The sequence below is a fragment of the Prevotella sp. AM23-5 genome (genome assembly GCF_003473645.1).
Classification (GTDB): domain Bacteria; phylum Bacteroidota; class Bacteroidia; order Bacteroidales; family Bacteroidaceae; genus Prevotella; species Prevotella copri_A.
Window position 1 is genome coordinate 19,425 of record NZ_QUCG01000021.1, and the last position, 25,544, is coordinate 44,968.

Annotated in this window: 25 protein-coding genes; 8 read left to right on the top strand and 17 right to left on the bottom strand. The window is 45.0% G+C overall.

Features of this window, described 5'->3' with window-relative positions; genetic code table 11:
* Window positions 1-32: 32 nt before the first annotated feature.
* Entirely contained in the window at window positions 33-1,013 is a 981-nt protein-coding gene (locus DW657_RS06955; protein WP_147381902.1) for a hypothetical protein, read from the bottom strand.
* 9 nt (window positions 1,014-1,022) lie between these two features.
* On the bottom strand, window positions 1,023-1,688 hold the full coding sequence (locus DW657_RS18155) for a hypothetical protein (RefSeq protein ID WP_199658317.1): 666 nt from the start codon (window positions 1,686-1,688) through the stop codon (window positions 1,023-1,025).
* 151 nt (window positions 1,689-1,839) lie between these two features.
* On the opposite strand from DW657_RS18155, the gene DW657_RS06965 reads away from it, so the two are divergent.
* A complete protein-coding gene (locus tag DW657_RS06965) occupies window positions 1,840-2,148 on the top strand; it encodes a hypothetical protein (RefSeq protein ID WP_118311935.1) in 309 nt (102 codons plus the stop codon).
* A 158-nt stretch (window positions 2,149-2,306) separates the two neighbouring features.
* Here DW657_RS06965 and DW657_RS06970 read toward each other — a convergent pair whose 3' ends face one another.
* From DW657_RS06970 to DW657_RS06985, 4 genes are all read right to left on the bottom strand, one after another.
* Complete coding sequence (locus DW657_RS06970; RefSeq protein ID WP_118311936.1) at window positions 2,307-2,585, bottom strand: hypothetical protein; 279 nt, start codon at window positions 2,583-2,585, stop codon at window positions 2,307-2,309.
* Between the two features lie 2 nt (window positions 2,586-2,587).
* On the bottom strand, window positions 2,588-2,947 hold the full coding sequence (locus tag DW657_RS06975; protein WP_118311937.1) for a hypothetical protein: 360 nt from the start codon (window positions 2,945-2,947) through the stop codon (window positions 2,588-2,590).
* A 37-nt stretch (window positions 2,948-2,984) separates the two neighbouring features.
* Window positions 2,985-3,743 carry a ribonuclease HI gene (locus tag DW657_RS06980; RefSeq protein WP_118311938.1) on the bottom strand — a complete coding sequence of 253 codons (759 nt, stop codon included), beginning with the start codon at window positions 3,741-3,743 and terminating at the stop codon, window positions 2,985-2,987.
* A 1,118-nt stretch (window positions 3,744-4,861) separates the two neighbouring features.
* A complete protein-coding gene (locus DW657_RS06985; protein WP_089542820.1) occupies window positions 4,862-5,215 on the bottom strand; it encodes a hypothetical protein in 354 nt (117 codons plus the stop codon).
* Between the two features lie 467 nt (window positions 5,216-5,682).
* Here DW657_RS06985 and DW657_RS06990 point away from each other — a divergent pair, with 467 nt between their 5' ends.
* The 3 genes from DW657_RS06990 to aroC all read left to right on the top strand — a co-directional run bounded on the left by DW657_RS06990 (window position 5,683) and on the right by aroC (window position 7,929).
* Window positions 5,683-5,967, top strand: coding sequence for a hypothetical protein (locus tag DW657_RS06990; RefSeq protein ID WP_118311939.1), 285 nt, complete (start codon window positions 5,683-5,685; stop codon window positions 5,965-5,967).
* 145 nt (window positions 5,968-6,112) lie between these two features.
* Window positions 6,113-6,709, top strand: coding sequence for a peptidylprolyl isomerase (locus DW657_RS06995; RefSeq protein ID WP_118311940.1), 597 nt, complete (start codon window positions 6,113-6,115; stop codon window positions 6,707-6,709).
* Between the two features lie 77 nt (window positions 6,710-6,786).
* Window positions 6,787-7,929: a chorismate synthase gene (gene aroC / locus DW657_RS07000; RefSeq protein WP_118311941.1), complete on the top strand. Its 1,143-nt coding sequence runs from the start codon at window positions 6,787-6,789 to the stop codon at window positions 7,927-7,929.
* 93 nt (window positions 7,930-8,022) lie between these two features.
* On the opposite strand, the gene nth is transcribed toward aroC, so the two are convergent.
* The 3 genes from nth to DW657_RS07015 are packed head-to-tail and all read right to left on the bottom strand — an operon-like array spanning window position 8,023 to window position 9,554.
* Window positions 8,023-8,670 (bottom strand): endonuclease III, encoded by a 648-nt coding sequence (gene nth, locus DW657_RS07005; protein WP_118311942.1) that lies wholly within the window; start codon window positions 8,668-8,670, stop codon window positions 8,023-8,025.
* A 29-nt stretch (window positions 8,671-8,699) separates the two neighbouring features.
* On the bottom strand, window positions 8,700-9,314 hold the full coding sequence (locus tag DW657_RS07010; protein WP_117663843.1) for an OmpH family outer membrane protein: 615 nt from the start codon (window positions 9,312-9,314) through the stop codon (window positions 8,700-8,702).
* 45 nt (window positions 9,315-9,359) lie between these two features.
* On the bottom strand, window positions 9,360-9,554 hold the full coding sequence (locus DW657_RS07015) for a hypothetical protein (protein ID WP_089542716.1): 195 nt from the start codon (window positions 9,552-9,554) through the stop codon (window positions 9,360-9,362).
* A 149-nt stretch (window positions 9,555-9,703) separates the two neighbouring features.
* On the opposite strand from DW657_RS07015, the gene DW657_RS07020 reads away from it, so the two are divergent.
* Both DW657_RS07020 and DW657_RS07025 read left to right on the top strand, forming a co-directional pair.
* Window positions 9,704-11,161, top strand: a complete 1,458-nt coding sequence (locus tag DW657_RS07020; RefSeq protein ID WP_118311943.1) for an aminoacyl-histidine dipeptidase — start codon at window positions 9,704-9,706, stop codon at window positions 11,159-11,161.
* A gap of 38 nt (window positions 11,162-11,199) precedes the next feature.
* Complete coding sequence (locus DW657_RS07025) at window positions 11,200-11,583, top strand: hypothetical protein (RefSeq protein WP_117663841.1); 384 nt, start codon at window positions 11,200-11,202, stop codon at window positions 11,581-11,583.
* A 134-nt stretch (window positions 11,584-11,717) separates the two neighbouring features.
* On the opposite strand, the gene DW657_RS07030 is transcribed toward DW657_RS07025, so the two are convergent.
* The 7 genes from DW657_RS07030 to DW657_RS07060 all read right to left on the bottom strand — a co-directional run bounded on the left by DW657_RS07030 (window position 11,718) and on the right by DW657_RS07060 (window position 20,520).
* Entirely contained in the window at window positions 11,718-12,263 is a 546-nt protein-coding gene (locus DW657_RS07030; protein WP_118311944.1) for an RNA polymerase sigma factor, read from the bottom strand.
* A 205-nt stretch (window positions 12,264-12,468) separates the two neighbouring features.
* On the bottom strand, window positions 12,469-14,526 hold the full coding sequence (htpG, locus tag DW657_RS07035; RefSeq protein ID WP_118311945.1) for a molecular chaperone HtpG: 2,058 nt from the start codon (window positions 14,524-14,526) through the stop codon (window positions 12,469-12,471).
* Between the two features lie 275 nt (window positions 14,527-14,801).
* A complete protein-coding gene (locus DW657_RS07040; protein WP_233546642.1) occupies window positions 14,802-15,665 on the bottom strand; it encodes an N-acetylmuramoyl-L-alanine amidase-like domain-containing protein in 864 nt (287 codons plus the stop codon).
* Complete coding sequence (locus DW657_RS07045) at window positions 15,662-16,882, bottom strand: DUF4421 domain-containing protein (protein ID WP_233546649.1); 1,221 nt, start codon at window positions 16,880-16,882, stop codon at window positions 15,662-15,664. Before DW657_RS07045 ends, DW657_RS07040 begins: the two co-directional genes overlap by 4 nt.
* A 19-nt stretch (window positions 16,883-16,901) precedes the next feature.
* On the bottom strand, window positions 16,902-17,885 hold the full coding sequence (locus DW657_RS07050) for a Gfo/Idh/MocA family protein (RefSeq protein ID WP_089542721.1): 984 nt from the start codon (window positions 17,883-17,885) through the stop codon (window positions 16,902-16,904).
* Between the two features lie 109 nt (window positions 17,886-17,994).
* Window positions 17,995-18,600, bottom strand: coding sequence for a ribosome biogenesis GTP-binding protein YihA/YsxC (yihA, locus tag DW657_RS07055; protein WP_118311946.1), 606 nt, complete (start codon window positions 18,598-18,600; stop codon window positions 17,995-17,997).
* An 87-nt stretch (window positions 18,601-18,687) separates the two neighbouring features.
* On the bottom strand, window positions 18,688-20,520 hold the full coding sequence (locus DW657_RS07060; RefSeq protein ID WP_118311947.1) for an ABC-F family ATP-binding cassette domain-containing protein: 1,833 nt from the start codon (window positions 20,518-20,520) through the stop codon (window positions 18,688-18,690).
* Between the two features lie 152 nt (window positions 20,521-20,672).
* Here DW657_RS07060 and rho point away from each other — a divergent pair, with 152 nt between their 5' ends.
* Both rho and DW657_RS17720 read left to right on the top strand, forming a co-directional pair.
* Window positions 20,673-22,757 carry a transcription termination factor Rho gene (rho, locus tag DW657_RS07065; RefSeq protein ID WP_118311948.1) on the top strand — a complete coding sequence of 695 codons (2,085 nt, stop codon included), beginning with the start codon at window positions 20,673-20,675 and terminating at the stop codon, window positions 22,755-22,757.
* Window positions 22,758-23,079: 322 nt separating this feature from the next.
* Window positions 23,080-23,220, top strand: a complete 141-nt coding sequence (locus tag DW657_RS17720) for a hypothetical protein (protein WP_153089462.1) — start codon at window positions 23,080-23,082, stop codon at window positions 23,218-23,220.
* Between the two features lie 103 nt (window positions 23,221-23,323).
* On the opposite strand, the gene DW657_RS07070 is transcribed toward DW657_RS17720, so the two are convergent.
* A complete protein-coding gene (locus DW657_RS07070; protein ID WP_118311949.1) occupies window positions 23,324-25,504 on the bottom strand; it encodes a family 20 glycosylhydrolase in 2,181 nt (726 codons plus the stop codon).
* Window positions 25,505-25,544: the final 40 nt, after the last annotated feature.

Genomic DNA, 25,544 nt, shown 5'->3' on the forward strand with positions numbered 1-25,544 from the left:
TGTTTGTTACCAAATTTTTGTTACCAACTCTGTTACCAGTTTACACCAGTCTTCTTCTTACCTCCATTATTGGATGATGATGTATGATGCTGCTTAGGCTTACCATGCTTACGCTGATAGGCAATCTTCTGAGCCTTCTTTCCTGCAGCAGTCTTAGGGGAGTACCCCATCCTTCTGACTTCCCTAGCAGCCTCAGCCATACCTTCAGGGTCTTTGTCCATCAAATCCATATACTCATCAACCTCTCCTGAATAGGAACCTTTTCGGGAGCCACCACTACCCGACTTGTTGGCACGAATACGACCAGTCTCAGCATTCATACGCTGAATAGCCTCTTGTGCTTGCCAGTGGGAAATCTGACCATCAGCCAGAGCCTTCTTTATAGCCAAGATAGACTTCTTATAATCAGCATCAGTATCATATTTCATCTTCGACAAATCAAGTCTTCTGTTGCCCTGATCAATTCTCTGCTGGCTCAGATCATTCTTGCTATCATTGTTCTTAGCAATAATATCGTGATACCTCATCTGCTCGGCAAGAGTCAGGTTATTCTTTCTCGCTTCCTCATCAAGAGCCAATGCCCTCTGATAGCCAGCCTGCCAAGCCGCCCGATTCTTCTCACGCTGTGCATCCATATAAGCCTTTCGCTTGTTGATTGAAGCAGTCATATCCGACTCAGGATTGTGTACCACCTTGGCTCCCTTGCTAGCGAAGACGATGTTGGCGAGTGCCCGAAGACCATCTCCAAAGGCAGCGATACGAGCCTTCCGCTTCTCGTTCTTCTCTCTCTGTGCTCTCTGCTCAGGAGATTCACTATCAGCAGGATTCAGCATCTTATACATTTCCGCATAGGTCAACTGCTTCTTTTCCGGCTCCAGCTTAGTTTCCGGCTTCGGCTCTTCCTTCTTCACGATAGGGATAGAGCCGTTCAGCATACCCTCGGCAGTCTGCTGCTTGTTGAGTACACTCTGTGTAGTCTTCAAGCCATTGTTCGTTCGTAAATAATCTGCCAATCCCATAAGCTATACGTTTACCTTTTGAAGTTTAGCACCCAGACTATTCAGCTCACCCTCAGAAGGGAGACCAGTAGTCGTAGCCTTCAAGCCGAGAACATCATCAGGATTCTTGGCGATACCATTCAACTGATTCTGAGTCACATTCATATTCGGAGCCTTCTTTACACCGCTCAATCCACCATCAATGGTGGCAGCGATATTGGCGGCAGTTCCGGCAACACCAGCAGCCACACTAGCAGTACCAGCAGCCTTCTCTGCTTCCAGCCCCATCCTCTTGTTCTGAATAGCATCCTTTCTCGCCTGATACTGACCTTCGATGGCATCCTTGCGAGACTCATTTGCAGCTACAATCTGGGAGGTCGTGTCGGCAAGAGTCTTGTTGTTCGCTTCCTTCACTGCTGTGGTGGAATCTTCTGTGCCGCCCATCACCGCTTGTCTTCCCTTGGCAGCCTTGTTTCTGTTCTTGATCTGCTCCTGCATCTGAGTGAGCAATCTTACGGTATCGGCACGTTTGGTAGGGTCTTCATTATACTTCCTATCATACCATGCCTGATTTTCCTGTTCCTGCTGTGCAAGCATCCGCTCCTGCTTTCGTCTTGCTTTTCGGGCTGAAATGCCACCAAAGATACTACTTGCAACACCGAGTCCTGCACCGATTAATGATCCTAACATAAAAATTTATTTTAAACGTTTAAACTGCAGCAAAGATAACTATACCTTATTATATAAGCATCTTATCCATTAACTTAGCGGCAAAAAGTTAATAGATAAGATTTCTATGTGCAGGATTGTGTGTACCTTTGCATCATATTTAGTGAAGGATATGGCTACAGACAGAAATTCAAAAGGTCAGTTCGAGAAAGGTCGGGCGAAATCCGGCGGAAAGCAGAAAGGTTACGAGTCTCCTATCAAGAAGGAGTTTCGTGAGCTGTGTGCCGACTTCACTAGAGATGCTTGGGATGATTTTATGGCGGCATGGTACAAATGCGAGCCGAAGGATAAGGTCAGCACCTTCATCAAGATGCTGGAGTTTAATTGTCCGAAGCTGCAGACCGTCACTCTCGAAGATAAGCGTGAGATTGCAAATGCGCTTACCGAGAAGTTGAAGCAGATGTCTGAGGAGGAAGGTTAATGGGTTCTTAGAAATATTTTGTTCATTTGATCTTATTGATTTGAAATTAAAATTCATAGGCTAAAGGTTTTTGTTTAAGGTTAATAGATTGTTGATAACGGAAGAGGGAATGCGTGAGCACTCCCTCTTATTCTTTCCGTATGTTCCGGCAATCACTATCAGCGACCACCCCTAGCTCTTCTATCTCCAGCCATATCACTCTTGGAACCACGATTTACCGATGAAGGTTTATACCTAATTCCTGCCTTGGTATGTGAAGCATCCATTCCCATTCGGGATGCTGATCCATACTTCTTATCGTGTTCGGCATTGTGACGAGCCAACTCCCTACGCTTAGCCTTCTGTGTAGGTGAAGACTCAAAGCGTGTATCATATTTCCTATTGCGCTCCCTTGCTGCCGGATGAGTCTGATAATATCTAGCTGATTCTGATACCATAGTTACTCCTTATCTTCCGTCAACGCATCATCAAGATACTTATCAAGAGCCTTGACACACTTATCAGGAATCTTATTTGCATTCTTATTGTCTTTGAGATAATCAATAGTACCGCCTACCCCATAGATGATAAGGAGATTCTTTTGTGAAGGAATAAATATACACCCAAATATCGCAAACACAATAGCGAAAAGAGAACCCTTCAATACTTTTTTAATAAAAGGAGATGGCTCTTCAAAATCATCAATGCTCATAAGTACCCATATACCTAAACCAGCAAAAACAAAAAAGCAAAGAACTACAGTAACCCCACATAATTCATTCAAGTTACCCAAAACACCTAACCAATATAATTCACTCATAATCTTATAATTTTAATTATTAACTTCATTCAATATCTTAATGTCTCTTTGTTTTCTCGATGTTATATTGCTCGCAGATGTCGCAGTATGCTCCATAAGCCAAGCTATCTACCATTTCATTGTACTTGTCACCATTGTGACCTTTAACCCAATGGAAACGAACACCAGCAACATGGGCAGAACACTTCTTGTACAATTCGTAGAGATCAGGATTCTTCTTTGGCTTGTAAGACTTGGAGAGCACCAAGATACAATACTGACTATCGGTATAGATGTCTATGTATGCACCATCAGGGCAAGCATTTACGGCACTAATGATTGCCAGTAACTCCATTCTGTTGTTTGAAGTGTTCAGTTGCCCATGATTCTTCATCTTCACAATCTCACCATCTTTAAGGAGAATATAAGCCGCACCACCAGCCTTGGTTTGTGATAGGTTATCACAAGACCCATCTGTATAAGCCACATAGTGCAAGCCATTATCAGGGAACTCATCTTCAATCTCGTTGATGATTGTCTTTTCATGCTGAGGAACAGAGTTTTTCTTCTTCGCCAGTAAATGAGGTTTTCTTCCCCTTTGAGCAATGAGTACCCCATTATATGCAGAAACAAGAGAATGCCAATGGTTAGGAGCTTCTCCATTTTTCTTTCTCCATCCTACTTTTGAAGCAAGCTTCCAAATGGCATCTATCCATTCCTGATCATCCAGTTTCATCCCATTGATGCAAAACTCATTGAACTCTTCACGTGTAGGCACGTACACGTTAGGTTGTTTATTATTAATTTTATTGTTCATAACGAAAATATTTATTTATATATTCCCAAAACTTAAAATAGGAACTGGTTGCACGTTAGCTGAGGGAAGCAAAATCCCCCTTACCCACAAGTCTTTCATTGTGGTGGAGGATTCACTTTGGTGGAGACCGTATATTCGCCCCTTCCATCGACCTATCACAAATCTATACGTGAATCGGTTTTGCAGCTTTCTGAAATATAGCTTTCAGTCCTTGTCGCACCTTCTGCAATCAATCCTGTGCTTTGCCGTGACTCTTCCTTGCAATTTATAGACTTGATGAATCGGAATGTATCTAGCCCATAGTCTTCCATCTTGTCTTGCCAAAAAACTCAGGGATAAAAAAGGAGAATCCCCAAGCCTAGGTAGCGGTCTAGAACTCAGGGATTCCATATCTTGTCGGCTTTCGCCGGAAAGGAGGTCTTCTTTCATTTGTCATTCCACTACGTTTGACTGGTGCAAAGATAGAAACTTTTTTTTGAACAACCAAATGTGAAGTTTTGTGAAAAACGAGCAAAACTACACTTTATTATACATTTGAAATACACGTATTATACATTTGACTATTTGTTAAAAGACTATAAAAATAATAGTGGATAAAAGCTAGGCTAAACTTCTGAACAACAATTTGTTATTTTTCTTTTTGGTGCTAGTTAAAAATTTGGTGCTATTTTGGTGCTAGAAAATTTCAGCACCAGCACCAATGCACGCTTAACTATCTGTATAACAACAGAAAAGCCTATCCTCTCGGATAAGCTTTTTCCTTTAATACAAAAACATTATGAATTATTTCTATTAGCGAACAAGATTCGTTTTATTAATATATTCTATCTAAAAGTTATATTTCAAACAAACTAATAGTTTCAAACAATTACCATACTCCTACGGTTCATCTATTCACGTTTACGGGTGCAAAGATACGGCTTTTTTCTTATTCTTGCAATACCTAATAATGGGGGTTTTAGACAATACCTAAAACTGATGAGCCAGACACTTTAGGCTATTGCCATTTTCCCCTCTCCTATACACACAAAAAAACTGCAAGTCAGACTTATCGTCCAACCTGCAGTCCATTCATATCTCTCTCTTATAGTTTCTTTTCAGAATTCAATCGAATTGAATTACTTCAAACCACGATTCATAAGTGTTGCATTCAGAAGCATCACATACTTGCGATACTGAGAATCATTGAGGATGCTGTGCATGTACTTGAGATCCTTAATGACAGCCTTGTCAATCATAGCTGCACGCTCATCCTTTGCTGCAGTTGCTGCATTCATCATATCAGCAGTGAAGTTCTTGTGAACATCAGCTACAGCCTCTGCCTGATCAATATTGAGTGACAATGCATTAGCCAAGCTACCCATCTTTACATTCATGTTGTAAGCTGCTGTTGCGTTTGTTGCCTCGTCTGCTGCAAAAGTAGTTGTTGCCATTGCGAACATTGCTACTGCCAAAATCATAATCTTTTTCATAATCTTTTTACCTTTCTTTACTTTACGAGCCATCTTCTGAACCTACACTATCTCTCTTATAACCTAGGAGGCTCTAGAAGGACTCTTGTTAAACATTATCCTGATGTCTTTTCTTTAAGACACTGCAAAGATACAAACTTTCCGTTGTGTACGCAAACAATTTATAAGAAAAATGCTCTAAAGGGCCTCTTTTTTGATATATATCAACATCAAAAGGCTTCTTTCTTCTACTTTTCGTTATCTAACGCTTGTTTTTGCATTCAAAAGGTAAGCAGTTTTGCAATATCAGTAACATTTGCGTTTCAAATGAGAACTACTATAAGAAAAAGCCTAGCAAGTTGCCATTTTCCAGCCATAGAAAATGAGCACTCTGAATATTTTTTCCCGAAAACCCCAATATTTCTACTATTTCTTTTCCATATCCCAATTATTTATTGTATCTTTGCAGAAGATTTACAATAGAAACAATGGAAGAACAAAATCATATAGACAAGGCACTCGCCTTCCTCGAAAGCCTCGAAAAGTTGGGAAACCAGCTCAAAGTAGCAGAAGAGAATCAGAAACAGTTTCTCGCCAGAATGCTTGAACTCAAGAAATCTAGCGAAACTGACAGTGAGGAATACGCAGACCTTTCACGAAAGAGCAAAGGATTGCAGGACATCATCGACAAATGGCGTCCTATCTATCTGGAGCGAATGGAAATGGTGAAAAGCGTACAGATGAAGAAGCGTAAGCGCACTGGAAAGAAGTAACTGCAATAGTGGCTATCAGGCTGGGACAAAGAACCTACAAGCAAGGTATAAAGAAACTATATATATAATGTACGCGCGTACATTATATATATCAAATAACCTACAGATAGCACTATCAATAGAAAACAATAAAAAATAAAATAAAATGGAATCAAACAACAAAAACAAGTTTATTAGAGTATCATACGCATTGTATGACGTAACAAAGGGTGATAACGGCGAAGAGATGCTGATTGAGCGCACTACAGATGAGCGTCCTTTCTTCTTCATCAGCGGTATGGGTGTAACCTTGCCTGCTTTCGAGGAGAAGGTAGTTGATTTGGCTGAGGGCGAAGAGTTCGACTTCGAGTTGGATCCTGAGCAGGCTTATGGTTTGCACTATGACGAGCGCGTAATCGACCTCGACAAGCAGATCTTCACTATCAACGGACAGTTTGACGCTCAGCACGTACAGGTAGGTGCTATCATCCCATTGCAGAACGAGGATGGTAACCGCTTCAATGCTGTTGTCAAGAATATCACAGACGAGAAGGTAACTTGCGACCTCAACCACCCATTGGCAGGTTTGAAGCTTAACTTCTGCGGTCAGGTTCTTGAGAGCCGTGAGGCAACAGCAGAGGAAATCGCCAAGATGGCACAGATCATCAGCGGCGAGGCTGGTGGTTGCAGCGGCGGTTGCGACAACTGCGGCGGTGACTGCAAGGATGGCAACTGCGAGGGCGGCTGCGATTGCAACAAGTAAAATTTGAGAACAAACGATAGCGGCTATCTCAATACCATTGGGATAGCCGTTTTTCATATCAACTAAAGAATTTGGCAATGAGGAATACATTTGGCAATCTTTTCACTCTCACAACATTTGGCGAGAGTCATGGCATAGCTGTAGGAGGCGTCATCGACGGTTTCCCTGCAGGCATAGACATCGATATGGACTTTATCCAGAGCGAGCTCAACCGTCGTCGCCCTGGACAAAGCCACATCACCACAGCACGAAAGGAAGCAGACCAGGTAGAATTTCTAAGTGGTGTTTTCGAGGGAAAATCTACGGGAACCCCTATCGGCTTTGAGGTGCGCAACCAGAACCAGCATTCTCAGGATTATGAGAATATGCGCTGTCTGTTCCGACCATCCCATGCCGACTTCACTTACAATGAGAAGTATGGCATCCGTGATCATCGCGGTGGCGGTCGTTCATCTGCACGCATCACCATCGCCCGCTGCGTAGGTGGCGCCTTGGCCAAGTTGGCACTCCGCCAGCTCGGCGTCAGCATTACGGCATATACATCGCAGGTTGGCAGCATCGCCCTGGAGAAGGATTACCATCTATATGATCTCAACACCATAGAGGACAATCCTGTTCGTTGCCCAGACCAGGCAAAGGCAAAGGAGATGGAAGAACTCATCGCCCAGGTCAAGGCTGATGGTGATACCATCGGAGGCATCATCACCTGCGTCATCCAGGGATGTCCTGTAGGATTGGGTGAACCGGAATTCGATAAACTCCATTCCCAACTTGGTGCAGCCATGCTCGGCATCAATGCCGTCAAAGGATTTGAATATGGAGAAGGATTCGCCGGAGTTACTGCTCGCGGAAGCGAACAGAATGACGTCTTCATTCCTAAAGCTAAGAATATGGGTGCTACTGTTGATGCAGCAAACCATCAGGAAACTACAATCAATCAGGATGTTGCAGCTCGCATCACGACCAAGAGCAACCATAGCGGCGGCATCCAGGGAGGATTGAGCAATGGTCAGGATATCTACTTCCGGGTAGCCTTTAAACCAGTAGCTACCCTCCTGATGGAACAGGATACTGTAGATTTGGAAGGAAATCCTATCAAACTCACAGCTCGCGGACGCCACGATCCATGCGTATTGCCAAGAGCCGTACCTGTAGTAGAGGCAATGGCAGCCATGGTTATCCTGGATAATTATCTTTTGAATAAAACGGTGAGATTATAAAATAGTTAGGAGTTAAGATTGAGGAGTTGACTACCAACCACAACAACATCCAATTCTTAACTCCTATCTTTTTAACAAATATCTCCTCACAGGTCAAAGTTTACTGTCCTTCAAGAGTTTTGGACAATATTCATTGAAGAAGCATTTATCACAAAGCGGCTTGGCACTTTTGCAGACATATCTGCCGTGCAACAGAATCCAGTGATGCGCATTCGGAATATCTTCTGCCGGAATGTGCTTCATCAGATAATCTTCTACCTTGCGAGGCGTATCAGCCGTACGAGGCACCAACCCCATACGATGACTTACACGATAAACATGCGTATCCACTGCCATCGTAGCATGACCGAACCAAACGGCACGGATCACATTCGCCGTCTTGCGCCCCACTCCAGCCAGTTTCACCAGATCATCAGCAGTCTCCGGCACCTCACCTCCAAAGAGTTCAACCAGTTGCCGTGACATCTGTGCCAGATGTTTCGCCTTGGCATTAGGATAGCTTACCGAACTGATCAGCTCATAGATATCCTCCTCGCTCGCCTTCGCCATATGCCGTGCATCTGGATAGCGGGCAAAAAGAGCCGGCGTAACCATATTGATACGCTTGTCGGTACACTGAGCCGAAAGCAAGGTAGCAACCAGAAGCTGAAATGCGCTACCGAATTGCAACTCGGTAGTCACATTCGGCAGCGCATTTCTGAAGTGATTCAATATGAAATCGTATCTTTCGTTACGAAGCATATTTCAATACGTTTATATTTTCCGGAATATTACTTCTTCTTGGCAGGAGTTTCCTCTGCACCCTTCAACTTGCCCTTGTAAGCCTTGTTCAAGCCAGTGATAACCTCACTGGTAATATCGTATGCCTTATCAGCATAAAGCAGATTGTCACCACTCTTAGAGAAGATGATGCTATACTTCTTATCCTTGTTATACTGAGCCAGGTAGTTGGCAATGCTGTCGTGGAGAGCCTTGTTGTACTTGTTCTGCTCAGCAGCAAACTCATTGCTCAAACGCTGCTGCAAACCCTGAAGATCGTTGTTCTGCTTCTGCAAACCAGCCTGGATAGCCTCAGCCTGCTCACGGGTGTAAGCATTCTGCTGAATCTTCTGCTGGAAGTTAGCAGCAGCAGCCTGCAACTGCTGACCCTTCTGAGCGATAGTAGCCTGAATATTCTGACCCTTCTTCTCCAACAAGGCAGCATACTCCTTAGCGAAAGTGTATTGAGTCATGATAGAGTCAACCTCTACGTATGCAATCTTCAACTCTGCTGGAGCCTTGCTCTCAGACTTAGCCTCAACCTGAGGCTGTGACTTATTGCATGATGCCAACGACAAGGCAGCTACAGCAGCAATAGCCACTGAACTCAAAATGTTCTTTTTCATTTCTTCTGTATTTTTATTATTATTTATTCCTAAAACTAAAATGATTTAATACGCCTTGTTTGCTTCGCGCGCTTCGCGGTCTTGGTCAACCACACAGTGGATACCCATCTTGCGCAAACCAGGATTGTCGTGAACATGCTGAGAAGAGAACTTACCATTCTTCTTAAAAATCAGCTTCACACTAAATAATGCCATTGCGATAGCAATTATTAACAGACTTAATAACATTAATTTTATCATTTTTATTACCTTTGCAGTGCCTTAGTGCACTTCACGTTGCAAAGGTACGATTTTTCGGGCAAAAAGCAAAAGAAATCTCATAAATAAATGACTTTCTTGATGCAAAAATAACAAAATAAGAGAATAATACATACAAAATAACATTATCAATGGAAAAAAATGAATTAAAACCTGCTCTTGTGTTCGAGCAGTTCGCTAAAATCAACGAGATACCTCGTCCTTCCAAGCACGAGGAGAACATGATTGAGTTCTTGAAGGAATTTGGCAAGAGCCATAATTTGGAAACTGTAGTTGATGAGACTGGCAACGTATTGATTCGAAAGGCTGCTACCCCTGGATATGAGAATGCTGATACCATCATCCTTCAGAGTCACATGGATATGGTATGCGACAAACTGGTGGACGTAGAGTTCGATTTCCACAAGGATGCCATCCAGACCTACGTAGATGGTGAATGGTTGAAGGCAAAAGGTACTACCCTAGGTGCTGACGATGGTATCGGATGTGCCATCGAGCTTGCCATCCTCGCAGCCAATGACATCGAGCATGGTCCTATCGAGTGCGTCTTCACCCGTGACGAGGAAACCGGCTTGACAGGTGCTGTAGGTATGAAGGCTGGTTTCATGACCGGCAAGATGCTCATCAACCTTGACTCAGAGGATGAGGGTCAGATTTTCGTATCCTGCGCAGGCGGCCAGACTACCAAGGCTACCTTCCACTTCACCCGTGAAGAGGCTCCAGCAGGCTACTTCTTCATGGAGGCATCCCTGAAAGGTCTCAACGGCGGTCACTCTGGTGATGACATCAACAAGAAGCGCGCCAATGCCATCAAGGTACTTGCCCGCTTCCTCTTCCTGGAGAACGAGAAACTCAATGGTGCCCTTCGTCTGGTAAGCTTCAACAGCGGCAAGATGCATAACGCCATCCCTCGCGACGGCAAGATTGTCTTTGCTGTCAAGAATGAGGCAAAGGAGCAGGTACGTGCAGACTGGAATATCTTCGCATCTGAGGTAGAAGATGAGTTCCACGTTACTGAGCAGTCTATGCTTTTCAACATGGGTTCTGCCGATGCAGCTCCTGTTATCGAGAAGGCTGTAGCCGATAAGTTCATCATGGCTTTACAGGCTGTAGATAATGGTCCACTCACCACCTGTCAGGACGAGGCACTTGCCGAGATGGTAGAGACATCCAGCAATGTTGCAAGCGTGATGACCGACGAAACTAGCATCAACATCGTGGCTTCTCAGCGCAGCAATGTGATGAGCAACCTGGACAACATGACCAACACCGTGAAGGCAGCCTTCCTTCTGGCAGGTGCCGAAGTAAACGTGGGTGGCAAGTATCCTGCATGGAAGATGCGTGCCAACAGCAAGCTGACCGACATTACCGTGAAGAGTTACGAGAAACTCTTCGGCAAGGAGCCATGGGTAAAGGGTATCCACGCCGGTCTGGAGTGCGGTCTCTTCTCAGAGCGTTATCCAGACCTTGATATGGTAAGCTTCGGTCCTACCCTTCGCAATGTTCACACACCAGAGGAAGCACTTCTGATTCCTACCGTTCAGATGGTATGGGATCACCTGCTCGATATCCTCCGCAGCGTGAAGTAAGAAGAACTGAGTGAATTCCTAACAAAGGATATGAAATCATGAAGAAGATACTATTCGTATTGACATTAGGCTTGGCGCTAGTTCTCACTTCCTGTGGCGACCAGCACAAGGCTCAATCACTCGTCAAGGATTTCCTCAATGAAAACCTGGAAAACGAAGATTGTAGCTTTAAACGCTTCAGCCAACTCACTCCTACAGCCATGATCGATTTTAACAGAGTAAAATCTATGCGTCAGGAGATGAACCAGTTGCCATATATGAAAAAGAACATCGACTACAACGATGGCACCTTCCCAGATACCTTAATGTATCTGAGAGCCACCTACCAGTTGACAACTCATGATGGCAAGAAAGAAGAACTCACCCAGACATTCTATCTTGACAAGGCTTTGACCCGAGTCATCGCTTTCAAAGAGAACTGATTCTATCTCAAAAAAAGCTAAAATCAAGAATTCAAGTTTAGATTGTAAAATTAGAAAAACATAAAAACAAGGCTGCACTCCTATCAAAGGGAATGCAGCCTTATTTTCGTGATAAAACCTCTAGCCAAGGGACCTCATCCTGCCAAAGCCTTCTCTACAAAACCACGAACCTTCTTACGGGCAACTCCCAGTTTCTTTTCTGCTTGTTTATATTTCAGATTTAGGGTTACCGCAATCTGACGAACCGGCATATCTTCGTAGAGATTCAGACGATATACCGAACGCTGACTCTCTGTAAGCTGAGCAATACCCCGCTCCAGTATCTCATTCACTTCACGAGCCGAGAAGACAGACTCCACCCCTTCAGAAGAACGGTTTATCCAACTGCCCTTCCTGATAAAATGCTCATACTTCTCATATTGCTGTCTGCAACGCCAATAATCTACGATTTTATTCCTTGCCATTGTATAGACCAGACAAGGCAGAGTTACCGGTGATATCATCTGATCCGACTGCAGAAGTCGAACAAAGATATCCTGCACAATATCCTCAGCCTCATCCACAACTTGCAGACGAGATATCACAAACTTCTTGAGTTCGTCATAATGATTTGTGTAATAATCAGCAATGATGCATTTTTTAGATGCAACATCCTGTTCTGATTCAACATTTTGTTTCATATCAGGAGGGTTTTATCTGTTTATAGTTTATTTGTTTCTTCGATCAAGTAGTGCAAAGGTACAAAAAACAGATAATATCACCAAAGAAAAGAAACAAAAAAATGTGCTAAATGTCTGTTTTTAAACATTTAGCACATATCTAGAAACAATTTGTAACATTCGATGTTACATCTCGTAAAGTAATATACTTTTTATAAAGCAACAATTACTTGATCATATCCACACTTCTCTTCAGGAAGGCATCGAGAGAAGCGCCCTTCAGCATACCATTCTGCAACAGGGCGAGGTCGATGAGCTGATGAACGATGTTGTTGTTCTTGGCATAACCAGAGATGATATCGTTGCGCTTAGCCTTCTCATCGCTGATGGCTTTCTCTGTGTTGTGAACATCATCCTTCTCCTCCTGGGTAATCTCTTCTGGCTTCTTCTTGCCCTGCTCCTGATGAAGCACTGCAAGACGAGCTTCCTGTCCCTTGATCTCTGCAAGGATTGGCTTCAGGCTTTCGGCGGTATTAGCCTCAGCATCCTCCAACACCTTCTTCACCAATGCATGGTCTGAGTTCAATACGATGTTGTAGCTGTCTGGCATCTGACCATAGAAGTTCATACCTGCCTGGAACTGACTCATTGCCTTCATACGGCGCATATACTCGTTCTGAGTAATGAGCACAGGTTGGTTCTGCTCACCCAAAGCCTGAATCTCCACGAAGAACTCTGCCTTGTCGAGCTTAGGCATCTGAGAACGGAACACCTCTGTCAAATTGTCAGACTGATCCTTTGTCAAATCTGTCTTCTTGGCATCTTCCTTCACGATGAGTCGGTCGATGATATCAGCATCCACACGGGTAAAGCGGCTCTTCTCCAACTTCTGCTCCAACATATTTACCATAGGTGTATCGAGCTGACCTTCCATCAGGAGCACAGAGTAACCCTTCTGCTTGGCAGCCTCGATATAAGAGTACTGCTCCTCCTTGTTGTTGGCATAGAGATATACCAGATTGCCATCCTTATCAGTCTGGTTGTCCTTGATCAGCGTTTTGTACTCCTCGTAAGTGAAGTACTTGCCCTCAACATCCTTCAGAAGCGCGAAGTCCTTGGCACGCTCGTAGAAGTCTTCCTGTGAAAGCATACCATAGTTGATGAAGAGCTTGAGATCATCCCACTTCTCCTCGAATTCCTTGCGGTTCTCCTTAAAGATTGAGCTCAGACGATCTGCCACCTTCTTGGTGATATAGGTAGAAATCTTCTTCACGTTGCTATCGCTCTGCAAGTAGCTACGGCTCACGTTCAATGGGATGTCTGGCGAGTCAATGACACCATGTAACAGGGTCAGGAACTCAGGAACAATGCCCTCTACCTGGTCGGTAACGAATACCTGGTTGCAATACAGCTGAATCTTGTTACGCTGCATGTCGATGCTGTTCTTGATGCGTGGGAAGTAGAGAATACCCGTCAGATTGAATGGGAAATCTACGTTCAGGTGAATCCAGAACAATGGGTCGTCCTGCATTGGATAGAGGGTGTGATAGAACTTCTTATAGTCCTCATCCTTCAGAGTGCTAGGAGTCTTGGTCCAGAGAGGCTCCACATTATTAATAATGTTATCCTCGTCAGTCTCCACGTTCTTGCCGTCCTTCCACTCGGTCTTTTTGCCGAAGGCTACAGGCACTGCCATAAACTTGCAGTACTTGTTCAGGAGTTCCTCGATCTTGTTCTTCTGGAGGAATTCCTTGCAGTCGTCTGCAATATGGAGAACGATATCTGAACCGCGGTCAGCCTTGTCAGCGTCCTCGATTTCGAAAGCTGGTGAACCATCGCAGCTCCACTTTACAGCCTTGCTACCTTCTTTATAGCTCTTGGTGATGATTTCCACCTTGCTGGCTACCATGAAAGAAGAATAGAAACCGAGTCCGAAGTGACCGATGATGGCATTGGCATTCTCCTTATACTTATCAAGGAAGTCGGTTACACCTGAGAATGCAATCTGGTTGATATATTTATCGATTTCCTCCTCAGTCATACCGATACCACGGTCGCTGATGGTCAGGGTACCAGCCTTCTCATCTAGAGAGATACGCACTGTTGTGTCACCAATCTCACCCTTGAAGTCGCCCTGGGCAGCAAGGGTCTTCAACTTCTGTGTAGCATCCACAGCGTTGGAAACCATCTCACGGAGGAAGATGTCATGATCTGAATATAAGAATTTCTTGATGACAGGGAAAATGTTCTCTGTCGTTACACCGATATTACCTTTCTGTGCCATAATTATAATGTTTATTTATATGTTTTACTTTATTTTGTTTTTGCTATAGGTTTTACAAATAACGTGCCAAAAAGGGAGAAATGAACAAAATGGCAGAATTAATCTGACAGAATCATCATAACAAGAAGTAAGCCTTAAGGAAAAAAATAAAAAGCCTTAAGGAAAAAAATATTTTCCCTTAAGGAAAAAAACAACTATCCTTAAGGGAAAATATTAAATGTGAAAAATGCCCTATTTACAGGCTTTTCCGACATCAGCATTCATATTCCGAAATTTTATAACACCCTACAAGCCCGGACTCCAATCTGAGATGAATGCTTCTGCATATAGGTATAAAGTGTCATCGGTTCATCAATCACTTTTTTGTGGATGCTGCTGGCATTGAGCAGATGTAATCCATCCTTATGCCAGGAAGCAATACCAATATGCGTGGTGTCCAATCCCTTCTTTCGGGTTATCATCAGAAGAATATCACCATCCTTGATGGTATTTCTGAAAAGCTGGTTGTTACGAATCTCCCCTTTCGGGATATAGCGATAGCGCTTGCCGTTGATGCTCTGCTCCAAAGCACGGATACCCGACTTCCACTGCGGATGAGCCGAAAGCATCTTGTAACTGGAAGGATGGGTGGACATCCAGTTTACGTTGATAGTCTGGACTGCTGAAAAGGGAGGATTATTCTGAATATCCTTCACGATGCCTTCCTTTACATTGTCATCCACCCAGAGGGTGAAATAATGCTGGCGTTTTACATACGCTACCTCTCCGCCGATATAGCGCACATGCTTCAGATGATTGCAGAAAGCTGCGAAACTGGTTTCCTGATGCTTGGCACACATAGTCAGGGCGGTCACAATCTCCACGTAGGTAGTACAATCCAGCTCCCTGGTATTCACCACGAGCTGCTCTTCCCGTGTTCTGTCCAAGGTGCCACCCACATAAGGAATACCCACAAACTGCTTTCCAAACCACATCATCCAGTTGGCAGGCTTTTTCTTCATCGCCTTCGCCTGCTGCAGCAAGGATACAATTCGCAAACTATCCTGGCGCTGATAAGCCACGCCCGTCTTGGCAAAAGCAGGCATTACCATCAGGAATGCCGCTGCAAAAACTAAAAAACTATGCTTTACTTTCATCATTTTACATTTTTATATTCTCGTTTCTTTCCAAAGTTCACACCCACATAAATATTGAGCGAACCGAAGGAATTGTTGGTTGAGAAATGATCCTTGTGATAATTATACGAATGGATGACAGTACTGGCACCTGCATACCAGCGGTCGTTGTTCCATACCACTCCAAAACGGCCGATACCATCAAAATTGAAATTCTTGAAGTTGAAGTTCTTCAGATCAAACTTATCCTTTTCCGGGTCTCCCGATTTGGAGTGATTATAGGCAAGACCTACGGAGAGGGAGGCATTGAAGAGCCAGTTTTTGGCAAACACCCAGTTATAGCCATATCCCACCGTAGCGGAATAATCGCTATACTTTACCTTCGAGAACATCAGACTGCTATCTATTTTAGCCTCCAACTGTTGCTTGGTTTTCTGATTGAGCCGTTCATCCACTATGGCAGAAAGCTTATCCCAATCCACTTCCAGCTGATGCTGGGTATATCCCAGTCCTACCATCCATGAGCCAGCACTTTTCTTCTGCCTTGTACTTTGAGAGTAAGCTGCTGGATATGAGAACTTACGATGATTAAATATGTAGTAAAGATTCAGGCCTTTAATACTACTCTTAAAACCATCGAAAGATACTTTTCTCAGAGCATCCGTATTGATATGATCACCCAGATTCATTCGCTGAATATGATAATCATTACCTGTCTGGCGCCAGAACAGATCCACACCCAGCAAACTGCTGTACAGACTCAGGTTGAACTCCTTCTTGCTGCTATGATTATCCTTGGTATTGATATGCTTCAGGTCGAGGGTATAACCCAGGAATACCCATCGCCATCCCAGATAAGGTCCCAGGCGCCAGGAAGGATCAGGCGCAAAGGAGATTCGCTGCCCCTCCTTGCCATACAGGGTATATTCCTCGTAGGTATTGGTATTCTGCAGCATCACCGTATAATTGAAGTGCTGCGGTTCTATATACCTTTCATCTATATTGGAGAACTCTCTAAAGAAGGTAGTGAAGGTCTTACCCAGGCGATGAAAGAATGTGCGCTCATGACGGGCACGAATCAAACTGTCCTGAGTATTACCCTTGAACATCGAAGAATTGAAAAGGGTCTTGATGAGAGATGAATCCTGTCTTACAGGGCATTCCAACGTATCTCGCTCCGCCGCCATCAGTGGCAGCAGAACGAGATACAGCAGTCCTACTATAATACCAATTTTTCTCATCCCATTTAGGGTATTCTTTCTAATTCTTCCAAAGCACACGATCAAGCACCCAGTTTACCGGGGTAGCAGAAACGCTGGTGCAGGTACAGGTATTGATGCCCTGCAGATGCTCTATCACATTTCTGATGATAGGCAACTGAACATACGGTGGATTGGCAACGGTGATGCTCGATCTGCCCTCGCTAGTTATCAACTCGATAGGCTGATAGGTAAAGACAGAGAAAGAGAGCGAACCCTTATCGCCAATCACCTCAATACAGTCTTCCTTGGCACTCTCATGTCCCACGAAGCACCAACTGCCGCTCGCCGGAATACCACTTTCGAAGAAGAAACAGGCAGATACCGTATCTTCTGCATCATAAAGATGCGCACGGTTGGCAGGATAACCATGGGCACGGGTGATGACTCCAAAGAGATCCTGCAACAGGTCTATCTGATGAGGAGCCAGGTCGTAGAAATATCCTCCACCGGCAATATCCGGCTGCAATCTCCAAGGCATCTCCTTGCCACTCTTGGTGTCCAGATCACGTGGAGGCACAGAAAAACGAACCTGTACATTGATGACATCACCTATAGCACCACTTTTGATAATCTCCTTTACTTTTTGAAAATAAGGAAGATAACGACGGTAATAGGCAACAAAACATGGCACCCCCGTCTGCTCGCTGATACGGTTGATACGAATACAATCGCTATAGCTTGCCGCCAATGGTTTCTCGATATATACCGGTTTGCCGGCACGCATTGCCATAATGGCGAAGGTGGCATGCGATGATGGTGGCGTAGCGATATATATTGCATTCACATCTGGATCATCGATGAGTTCCTGTGCATCGGTGTACCATTTTCGTATATGATGACGCTCGGCATAACCACGAGCCTTCTTCTCGCTACGGCTCATCACCGCAACGACCTGCGAACCCTCTACCTCATTGAAGGCAGGTCCGCTCTTCTTCTCGGTTACTTCTCCGCAGCCGATAAATCCCCAGTTTATCTGTTTCATCCTATTACTTTATATTCTGATTTTACCTGAATATTGTTTATCCGGACACGATTATATATCAGAATCCGGCTGAATGTATCTTGACCCAATAAATCCAGAAGGCAGGCTTTTACTCTCCTGCCAATGATTTATTGATTTCGTCAATATAGTCGAGTACTTCATCACGACCCATCTTCTTCTCACTACTGGTGATGAAGTAAGGAGGAAGGGCCTCCCAACGGTCCTCCAGAGCGTGCATCCATTTCTCGGCATTCATACGAGCCTTTACCGGCCCCAACTTATCCGCCTTGGTAAAGACGATACAGAAAGGCACATTGCTTTCGCCCAGCCAATCCACGAACTCACGGTCAATCTTCTGCTGCTCATGGCGCACATCAATCAGAACGAAGACATTTGCCAACTGTGGGCGCTGCAGGATATAACTGCTGATCATCTGCTCCAACTGCTTCTGTACAGTCTTCGAACGCTTGGCGAAACCATAGCCAGGAAGGTCAACCAGATACCATTCATTATTGATGATAAAATGATTGATAAGCAATGTCTTACCCGGTGTAGCAGAAGTTTTAGCCAAACCCTTATGATTGCAAAGCATATTGATGAGGCTCGATTTGCCTACATTACTACGGCCGATAAAAGCATACTCAGCCTTATTATCTTTTGGACACATGCTCACGCGTGGAGCAGATATCGTAAATTCTGATTTCTTGATTTCCATTCTTTCTATTTTCTTTTATAATTATTATTATAGGCAGCACACGAACTAATCATAAAGTTCAATATTCAACCGCTCAAAGTTCAATGTCTATAGCATCTCTGACAGTTCCAGCCACCTCATTTCCTTCTCGTCAAGCTCATCCTTGATTTCCGGCAGGCGCTTGCTCTTTTCGGTCAATTCCTCTACCGACAGGGTACCACTGCAAAGGGCTTCTTCCAACTTTTTCTGCTCATCGGTAAGCTTCTCTATTTCCTGGGTCAGCTGTTCATATTCACGCTTCTCCTTATAGCTCATCTTACGCTTGTTCTCAAAGTTGGCATCACGCTTGGCTGTGCCGGCACCATCATTGGCAGCCGTATTGTTATTGCCTGCGTTTTTAGCCGTAGCTGCAGCTTTTTCTGCTTCATCCTTCTCCTGCAACCTGCTCCAGTCTCTATACTGGGTATAGTTGCCAGGGAAATCCTGAATTTCGCCTTCGCCCTTGAATACCAGGAGATGATCTACCACCTTGTCCATAAAGTAACGGTCGTGACTCACCACAATCACGCAACCGGCGAAATCCTGCAGATACTCTTCCAACACCTGCAAGGTCTGGATATCAAGGTCGTTGGTAGGCTCATCGAGCACCAGGAAGTTGGGATTCCTCATCAACACCGTACAGAGATAGAGCTTGCGCTTCTCGCCACCGCTCAACTTATATACATAGTTGTGCTGCTCCTCAGGAGTAAAGAGGAAGAACTGCAGGAACTGCGAAGCCGTCATGTGCTTGCCGTTGCCCAGGTCGATATAGTCGGCTATCTCCGTGATGACATCTATCACCTTCTGGTCTTCCCTGAACTTGAGTCCCTCCTGCGAGAAATAGCCAAAGCGCACAGTCTCACCAATGTCAAACTTACCACTATCCGGCTGCACCTCACCCAGGAGCATCTTGATGAAAGTAGATTTTCCCGTACCATTATTACCTACGATACCCATCTTCTCAAATCGGGCAAAGTTGTAGTAGAAGTTATCGAGAATCACCTTCTTCTTTCCTCTGTCATCAAAAGCCTTGCTCACATACTGGCATTCGAAGATTTTCGAACCAATATATACGGTAGAAGCCTTCAATCTTACCTGACGGTCTTCGATGCGCTGCTTGGCTACCTTCTCCAACTCATAGAAAGCATCCTCACGATATTTCGCCTTATGACCTCGAGCCTGAGGCTGACGACGCATCCAGTCCAGCTCTCTGCGATAGAGATTCTTGGAATGCTGGATTTCTGCACGCAGATTATCCATACGTTCCTGGCGCTTTTCCAGATAATAAGCATAGTTTCCACGATAGGTGTAGATGGTCTTATCGTCGAGCTCCAGGATGGTATTACATACCTTATCGAGGAAGAAACGATCGTGCGTAACCATGAAGATGGTCTTGTTGCCACGATTCAGATAACCCTCCAGCCACTCTATCATCTCCAGGTCGAGGTGATTGGTAGGCTCATCGAGCATCAGGAAGTCAGGCTCATCTATCAGCACATTGGCAAGTGCCACACGCTTCTGCTGTCCTCCACTCAACTGTCCCATCGGCTGGTCCATATTAGTGATATGCAACTGTGTGAGGATCTGCTTTGCCTTGAGCACCTTTTCCGGATCATCCTTATGATTGAAGCAAGCCTCCAGCACGCTTTCCTCTGGATCAAACTTAGGAGATTGTTCCAGATAGCCCACCTTCAAATCGCGTCGATAGATGATATCACCACTCTCATGTCCCTCCTTATCCATGAGCACCGACATCAATGTAGATTTACCCGTGCCATTGCGTGCCACGAGTCCCACTTTCTGTCCTTCAGCTATAGAGAAGGATATTTTATCAAAAAGAACCTCTGCTCCAAAGCGTTTGGTGAGGTTTTGAACGTCTAAATACGGTATTTGACTTGCCATTTTCGTTATTTTTGTGCAAAGTTACAGAAAAAATTTGGCAGAAACAAATTTTTTGCTTATCTTTGCACTCGAAAAGTTCAAATACATCTAGTGTTTCCATTGTAGAAACGCTACATTTCATAGAAAAATCATATAATATACAATATATAATAATGTATAGCAAAGACGAATTATCAGCAAAAAGTGTCCTTCAACTGAAGGACCTTGCAAAAGAAATTGGCGTCAAGATTAAATCTGGCGACAATAAGGAGACGATTATCTATACGATTCTTGATGCTTTGGCAGAGGCATCAGCAGATGGTGCTGCGCAGAAGCGTAAACGCACACGCATCGCCAGCAAGAAAGAAGATCGAGTATATTCTGTTCATGGAATCGAGGGAGAAAACTTCGATGTTATGAAAAACCAGGTTAACGGCCCTGCCGCTACTGATACAACCACTGAAGGAGACACTCCACAAGCTATCCCTGCTAGCGTTGACCCACTGGCAGCTTTCCCTAAGCACAGAGGGCGCAAGAGCAAGGCAGAACTGGAAGCCATTGCGGCTGCTAAAGCGGCTGCCATCAAAATGCAGCAGGAAGGAATGAAGGCAGCAGAAAATACTGCTGAGCTACCAACCGAAAATGCAGATCATACAGACAATACTGAAAGCCCAACAGAGCAGGCTGCTGTTTCTGAGGAAGAAGCTATGGCTACAGCTCTGGCAAGCAATGAGCAGCCAACCGAAGAAGCTCCTGTATCTGACAACCAGGAGACAGAGATTCCTGAGGCGCAGTTTACTGCCGACGGTTCGGGCAATGACAACAGTGAGTTGATTGCCATGCTCCAGGCTAAGATGAATGCTCACAACGAGAACAGTACTCCTGCAGAGCCAAAAGAAAACAATACTCCAAAACATACTCCTGAGCCAGCTGTAGCCGAGACTACACCAGATGGTGTCTGGGCAGGCGACCCGGGCGATGGCACCGATTTCATCACCGTGGTAGATTTACCTATCGAGGATCAGGCAGCCATGCCTACATACGATATCTTCGACCGTCCGATGACTCCGGCAGCAACTGCAGCACCAGCTTCTGCACAGGCCCCTAAGGAGGTAAGTCAGGAACCGGAATATGATTTTACTGATATCATCTCTGCCAATGGTGTACTCGAAGTACTCTCTGATGGATATGGCTTCCTTCGCAGCAGCGATTTCAACTATCTCTCATCTCCAGATGACATCTACGTAGCTACCAATTTTGTGAAGCGCTACGGATTGAAGACTGGTGATGTCATCCAGTGCCACGTTCGTCCACCACATGAGGGTGAAAAGTACTTCCCGCTCACCAGCATCGACAAAATCAACGGTCGTGACCCATCGGATGTAAGAGACCGTGTTCCATTCGAGCACCTCACCCCACTCTTCCCTAACGAAAAGTTTGAGCTCTGCGGCGACCGCCGTACCACCAACCTGAGTACCCGCATAGTAGATCTCTTCTCACCTATCGGTAAGGGACAGCGTGCACTCATCGTGGCTCAGCCTAAGACCGGTAAGACCATCCTGATGAAGGATATTGCCAATGCCATTGCAGCCAACCATCCAGAGGCATACCTGATGATGCTGCTCATCGACGAACGTCCTGAGGAGGTTACCGATATGGCTCGCACCGTGAATGCCGAGGTAATCGCTTCTACCTTTGATGAGCCAGCCGAGCGCCATGTGAAGATTGCCGGTATCGTTCTGGAGAAGGCAAAGCGTATGGTAGAATGCGGTCATGATGTAGTCATCTTCCTCGACTCTATCACACGTCTGGCACGTGCCTATAATACTGTTGCCCCAGCATCAGGTAAGGTGTTGACGGGTGGTGTGGATGCCAACGCATTGCAGAAGCCAAAGCGCTTCTTCGGTGCAGCCCGTAACATCGAGGGTGGCGGTTCACTCACCATCATCGCTACAGCCCTGATTGATACAGGTAGTAAGATGGATGAGGTCATCTTCGAGGAGTTCAAGGGTACAGGTAACATGGAGTTGCAGCTCGACCGCGCACTCAGCAACAAGCGTATCTTCCCTGCAGTCAACCTCGTGGCTTCTTCTACCCGTCGCGACGACCTCTTGCAGGATAAGACAACCCTCGACCGTATGTGGATTCTCCGCAAGTTCATTTCCGACATGAACCCGATTGAGGCGATGAACACCATCCACAAGAGTATGCAGCAAACCCGCAACAACGAAGAGTTCCTCATTTCAATGAACTCATAACGATAAATGTCACACAAAAAAGAGTCCAGTAAGTCCATTCATACTTACTGGACTTTTTCTTTCTATTTGATAGGTAAAACAATGCATCCCTGTACATAAAAAGCTATATTGCAGATACGGCATACAAGCATGACAGCAATACGGAAAATATACTATAAAAATGTCATTTTCATCACATATCTGAAGTAGTTGATACAGGTCAAAAAACACTTGTTGCATTTATATTTCATAGCATAAAATGCCGTTATTTGATAAAAAAGTGTTAACTTTGCACTCGTATTAAGGAATAACAGTAACAAAAAATTAAAAAGATTTAAAGATTATGATGACTATTTTTACAATGGCAGTAGCCGCAGTTATGTTTTCAGGTATGGTACTTTGCATGGGTATGTTCTTGAGAGACGTAATCAACTCAATCCCGGAAATGACTAATATGAGCCACTCTGTTAGTTTGAGCAAGTAAAAATAGAAATCTCTATTATATTTTACAGTGAGAGAGAGATTTAAATATGAGAAAGGGCAAGATCCATTTTTGGAGCTTGCCCTTCTTGCTTTCTAGTTCATCATTAATATTCCATAGAGAAGGTGATGCCTCTTCTCATCATATCCTTCACGGTTGGCTTCAAGCGGGTCAGGAATCCCTCCCATGAACGGTTCTTCTGGAAACTCCAGCCTGCCTCAGCCAAAGCCAGCGAACGAGGATAAGCCTGATAGTAGATACGCTCTGGCGAATTGATACACTCGCTCCAAAGGGTTCCGGCTACACCGAAGAGATTGTTCTTCTCAAACTCCTCGCCCATACCCCAGGCAGGATCCAGGCTATAGGCTGCCTTCAGAGATGTTACAGGCATACCCCAGTTTACCTCAGGCATATCGCCCTTTGCCATCGGATAATCAAAATAGCAATGCTCTCCAGGACAAAGCAGGATACGGGCATTGTTCTCTACCGCTGCCACCAATGCTTCCTTTGTCAAACCGGCACGCCAGGCAAAGGTAACACAACCAGGCTGAATCTTCTTGAAATCGGTCTCATACCAGAACATTGGAGTCTTGTGATACTGGGTACGAAGCAAGTCTATCACCTTATCAAAGAGATAGCCCTGCAACTTCCAGTTCTCAGAGCGGTCGGTTGTGGTAATACCCAGCTTCTTCTTCAATGCCTGGCACTTAGGACAGTTGGTCCAGCAGTCGAGCGCAGGATTTCCAGCCTCATCACCACCCAGATGGATATATTCTGAAGGGAAGATGTCTGCCAACTCCTTGAATACATTGCCCAGAAACTCGTAAGTGAAGTCATTACCCGGGCAAAGCAACTCATCCGATACACCGCAAGTGGTACGAATAGGTTTCTGAACACCCTGACAGGTCAACTCCGGATAGACACTGATGGCAGCCACCTCATGTCCCGGCATTTCAATCTCAGGAACCACCTGGATATGATACTTGGCACAATATGCCACGAAGTCGCGCATCTGCTCCTGGGTATAATAACCCTTGATAGGCATCAGCATATCGTCCATTCCCCATCGACTGCTCGCCTCGGCGGTGAGTCTAGGATATTTCTTGATTTCAATGGTCCAAGCCTGGTCATCTACGAGATGGAGATGAAGCATATTCAGTTTATAGCGGGCCATCTCCGGAACAAAAGCCTTCAGATCCTCGTATGGAACGAAGATACGGCAAGGATCCACCATCAACTCTCTCACATGGGTGCGAGGCTGGTCTTTCAATGTTAGCTGTGGGATGGCATCGCAACCTACCTTAGAGGCATCGCCACGGAGCAACTGGTCGAAAGTCATCAAACCATAGAAGACACCAGCAGCAGTCTTACCCTTGATTACAACTCCCTTCTGCTGCACATCCAGGGTATAAGCCTCATTGTCAGCCAGCGTCTCATCCAGGGCAAGCGTCATAGTGAGCTGTCCGCCCTTTTTCAAATCCTTATGCTGCTGCTCTACTCGCTCTTTCAGGATTCTCTCGGCATGTTCCTGCTCATTGGCAAGACCATCGGCAGCTACGATCTTCCAGTTTCCTGCCACCTGCAAAGGTGCCGCCTTGGCATTTACTTTCAGGTCCATCGGGGTAGGAATCAGACAAGCCTCAGGATTGCAGACTGCTCTCGCCTGTTTCACCTCACCGAAGAAGTGGTTCCATCCCGGAGCCTTGCGATAGAGTTTTTCGCTACCTCTTGGCATCACCAGTTTCACGCCTCGCATATTCATGCCCGAAAAAGCAGTAGAAGCTGCCTTTGGCGGAATCTTGGAATTCACCTTGATGACCTTGACACCTTCCAGATTGGCAAAGGCAAACTCTCCCAACTCCGGCGTTCCGTCTATCGTGATGTTTTTCAATGCCTTGCAACCAGAAAAGGCTGCAGCTCCCACCTTCGTCACGCTCTTAGGAATCACTACATCCTGCAGATTGTCGCAGGCAAAGAAAGCCTGACTACCAATCTCCTGCAACTGGTTTGGCAGGATGATACTCTGCAGATGATGACGGGAATGGAAGGCATTCTTTGGAAGAACAGGACAGGTAGCCTCGCTCAAGTCCAGAGTTCTCAATTGCCAGCACAAGTCACGAAGCTGTCGGAAATCCGAATTTCTCGTGGTTGTTAATGTTCCTGTCAATTTCAGGTTAATAGCAGCCGATTTTTTCTCAGCATTGAGGTCCTTCATATTGGCGACGGTCTGCGCCGACAACGAGGTTGCCAACAAAGCAAAAACTGCAAAAGAAATCATTTTTCTCATACACTAATGGTTTTTAAAGGTTTATATACTATTATTCTAA

Excerpts from the sequence above, each read along its gene's own strand:
- DW657_RS18155 (WP_199658317.1), bottom strand. The coding sequence starts at position 1,688 with ATGTTAGGATCATTAATCGGTGCAGGACTCGGTGTTGCAAGTAGTATC.
- DW657_RS06965 (WP_118311935.1), top strand. The coding sequence starts at position 1,840 with ATGGCTACAGACAGAAATTCAAAAGGTCAGTTCGAGAAAGGTCGGGCG.
- DW657_RS06970 (WP_118311936.1), bottom strand. The coding sequence starts at position 2,585 with ATGGTATCAGAATCAGCTAGATATTATCAGACTCATCCGGCAGCAAGG.
- DW657_RS06975 (WP_118311937.1), bottom strand. The coding sequence starts at position 2,947 with ATGAGTGAATTATATTGGTTAGGTGTTTTGGGTAACTTGAATGAATTA.
- DW657_RS06980 (WP_118311938.1), bottom strand. The coding sequence starts at position 3,743 with ATGAACAATAAAATTAATAATAAACAACCTAACGTGTACGTGCCTACA.
- DW657_RS06985 (WP_089542820.1), bottom strand. The coding sequence starts at position 5,215 with ATGAAAAAGATTATGATTTTGGCAGTAGCAATGTTCGCAATGGCAACA.
- DW657_RS06990 (WP_118311939.1), top strand. The coding sequence starts at position 5,683 with ATGGAAGAACAAAATCATATAGACAAGGCACTCGCCTTCCTCGAAAGC.
- DW657_RS06995 (WP_118311940.1), top strand. The coding sequence starts at position 6,113 with ATGGAATCAAACAACAAAAACAAGTTTATTAGAGTATCATACGCATTG.
- aroC (WP_118311941.1), top strand. The coding sequence starts at position 6,787 with ATGAGGAATACATTTGGCAATCTTTTCACTCTCACAACATTTGGCGAG.
- nth (WP_118311942.1), bottom strand. The coding sequence starts at position 8,670 with ATGCTTCGTAACGAAAGATACGATTTCATATTGAATCACTTCAGAAAT.
- DW657_RS07010 (WP_117663843.1), bottom strand. The coding sequence starts at position 9,314 with ATGAAAAAGAACATTTTGAGTTCAGTGGCTATTGCTGCTGTAGCTGCC.
- DW657_RS07015 (WP_089542716.1), bottom strand. The coding sequence starts at position 9,554 with ATGATAAAATTAATGTTATTAAGTCTGTTAATAATTGCTATCGCAATG.
- DW657_RS07020 (WP_118311943.1), top strand. The coding sequence starts at position 9,704 with ATGGAAAAAAATGAATTAAAACCTGCTCTTGTGTTCGAGCAGTTCGCT.
- DW657_RS07025 (WP_117663841.1), top strand. The coding sequence starts at position 11,200 with ATGAAGAAGATACTATTCGTATTGACATTAGGCTTGGCGCTAGTTCTC.
- DW657_RS07030 (WP_118311944.1), bottom strand. The coding sequence starts at position 12,263 with ATGAAACAAAATGTTGAATCAGAACAGGATGTTGCATCTAAAAAATGC.
- htpG (WP_118311945.1), bottom strand. The coding sequence starts at position 14,526 with ATGGCACAGAAAGGTAATATCGGTGTAACGACAGAGAACATTTTCCCT.
- DW657_RS07040 (WP_233546642.1), bottom strand. The coding sequence starts at position 15,665 with ATGATGAAAGTAAAGCATAGTTTTTTAGTTTTTGCAGCGGCATTCCTG.
- DW657_RS07045 (WP_233546649.1), bottom strand. The coding sequence starts at position 16,882 with ATGAGAAAAATTGGTATTATAGTAGGACTGCTGTATCTCGTTCTGCTG.
- DW657_RS07050 (WP_089542721.1), bottom strand. The coding sequence starts at position 17,885 with ATGAAACAGATAAACTGGGGATTTATCGGCTGCGGAGAAGTAACCGAG.
- yihA (WP_118311946.1), bottom strand. The coding sequence starts at position 18,600 with ATGGAAATCAAGAAATCAGAATTTACGATATCTGCTCCACGCGTGAGC.
- DW657_RS07060 (WP_118311947.1), bottom strand. The coding sequence starts at position 20,520 with ATGGCAAGTCAAATACCGTATTTAGACGTTCAAAACCTCACCAAACGC.
- rho (WP_118311948.1), top strand. The coding sequence starts at position 20,673 with ATGTATAGCAAAGACGAATTATCAGCAAAAAGTGTCCTTCAACTGAAG.
- DW657_RS17720 (WP_153089462.1), top strand. The coding sequence starts at position 23,080 with ATGATGACTATTTTTACAATGGCAGTAGCCGCAGTTATGTTTTCAGGT.
- DW657_RS07070 (WP_118311949.1), bottom strand. The coding sequence starts at position 25,504 with ATGAGAAAAATGATTTCTTTTGCAGTTTTTGCTTTGTTGGCAACCTCG.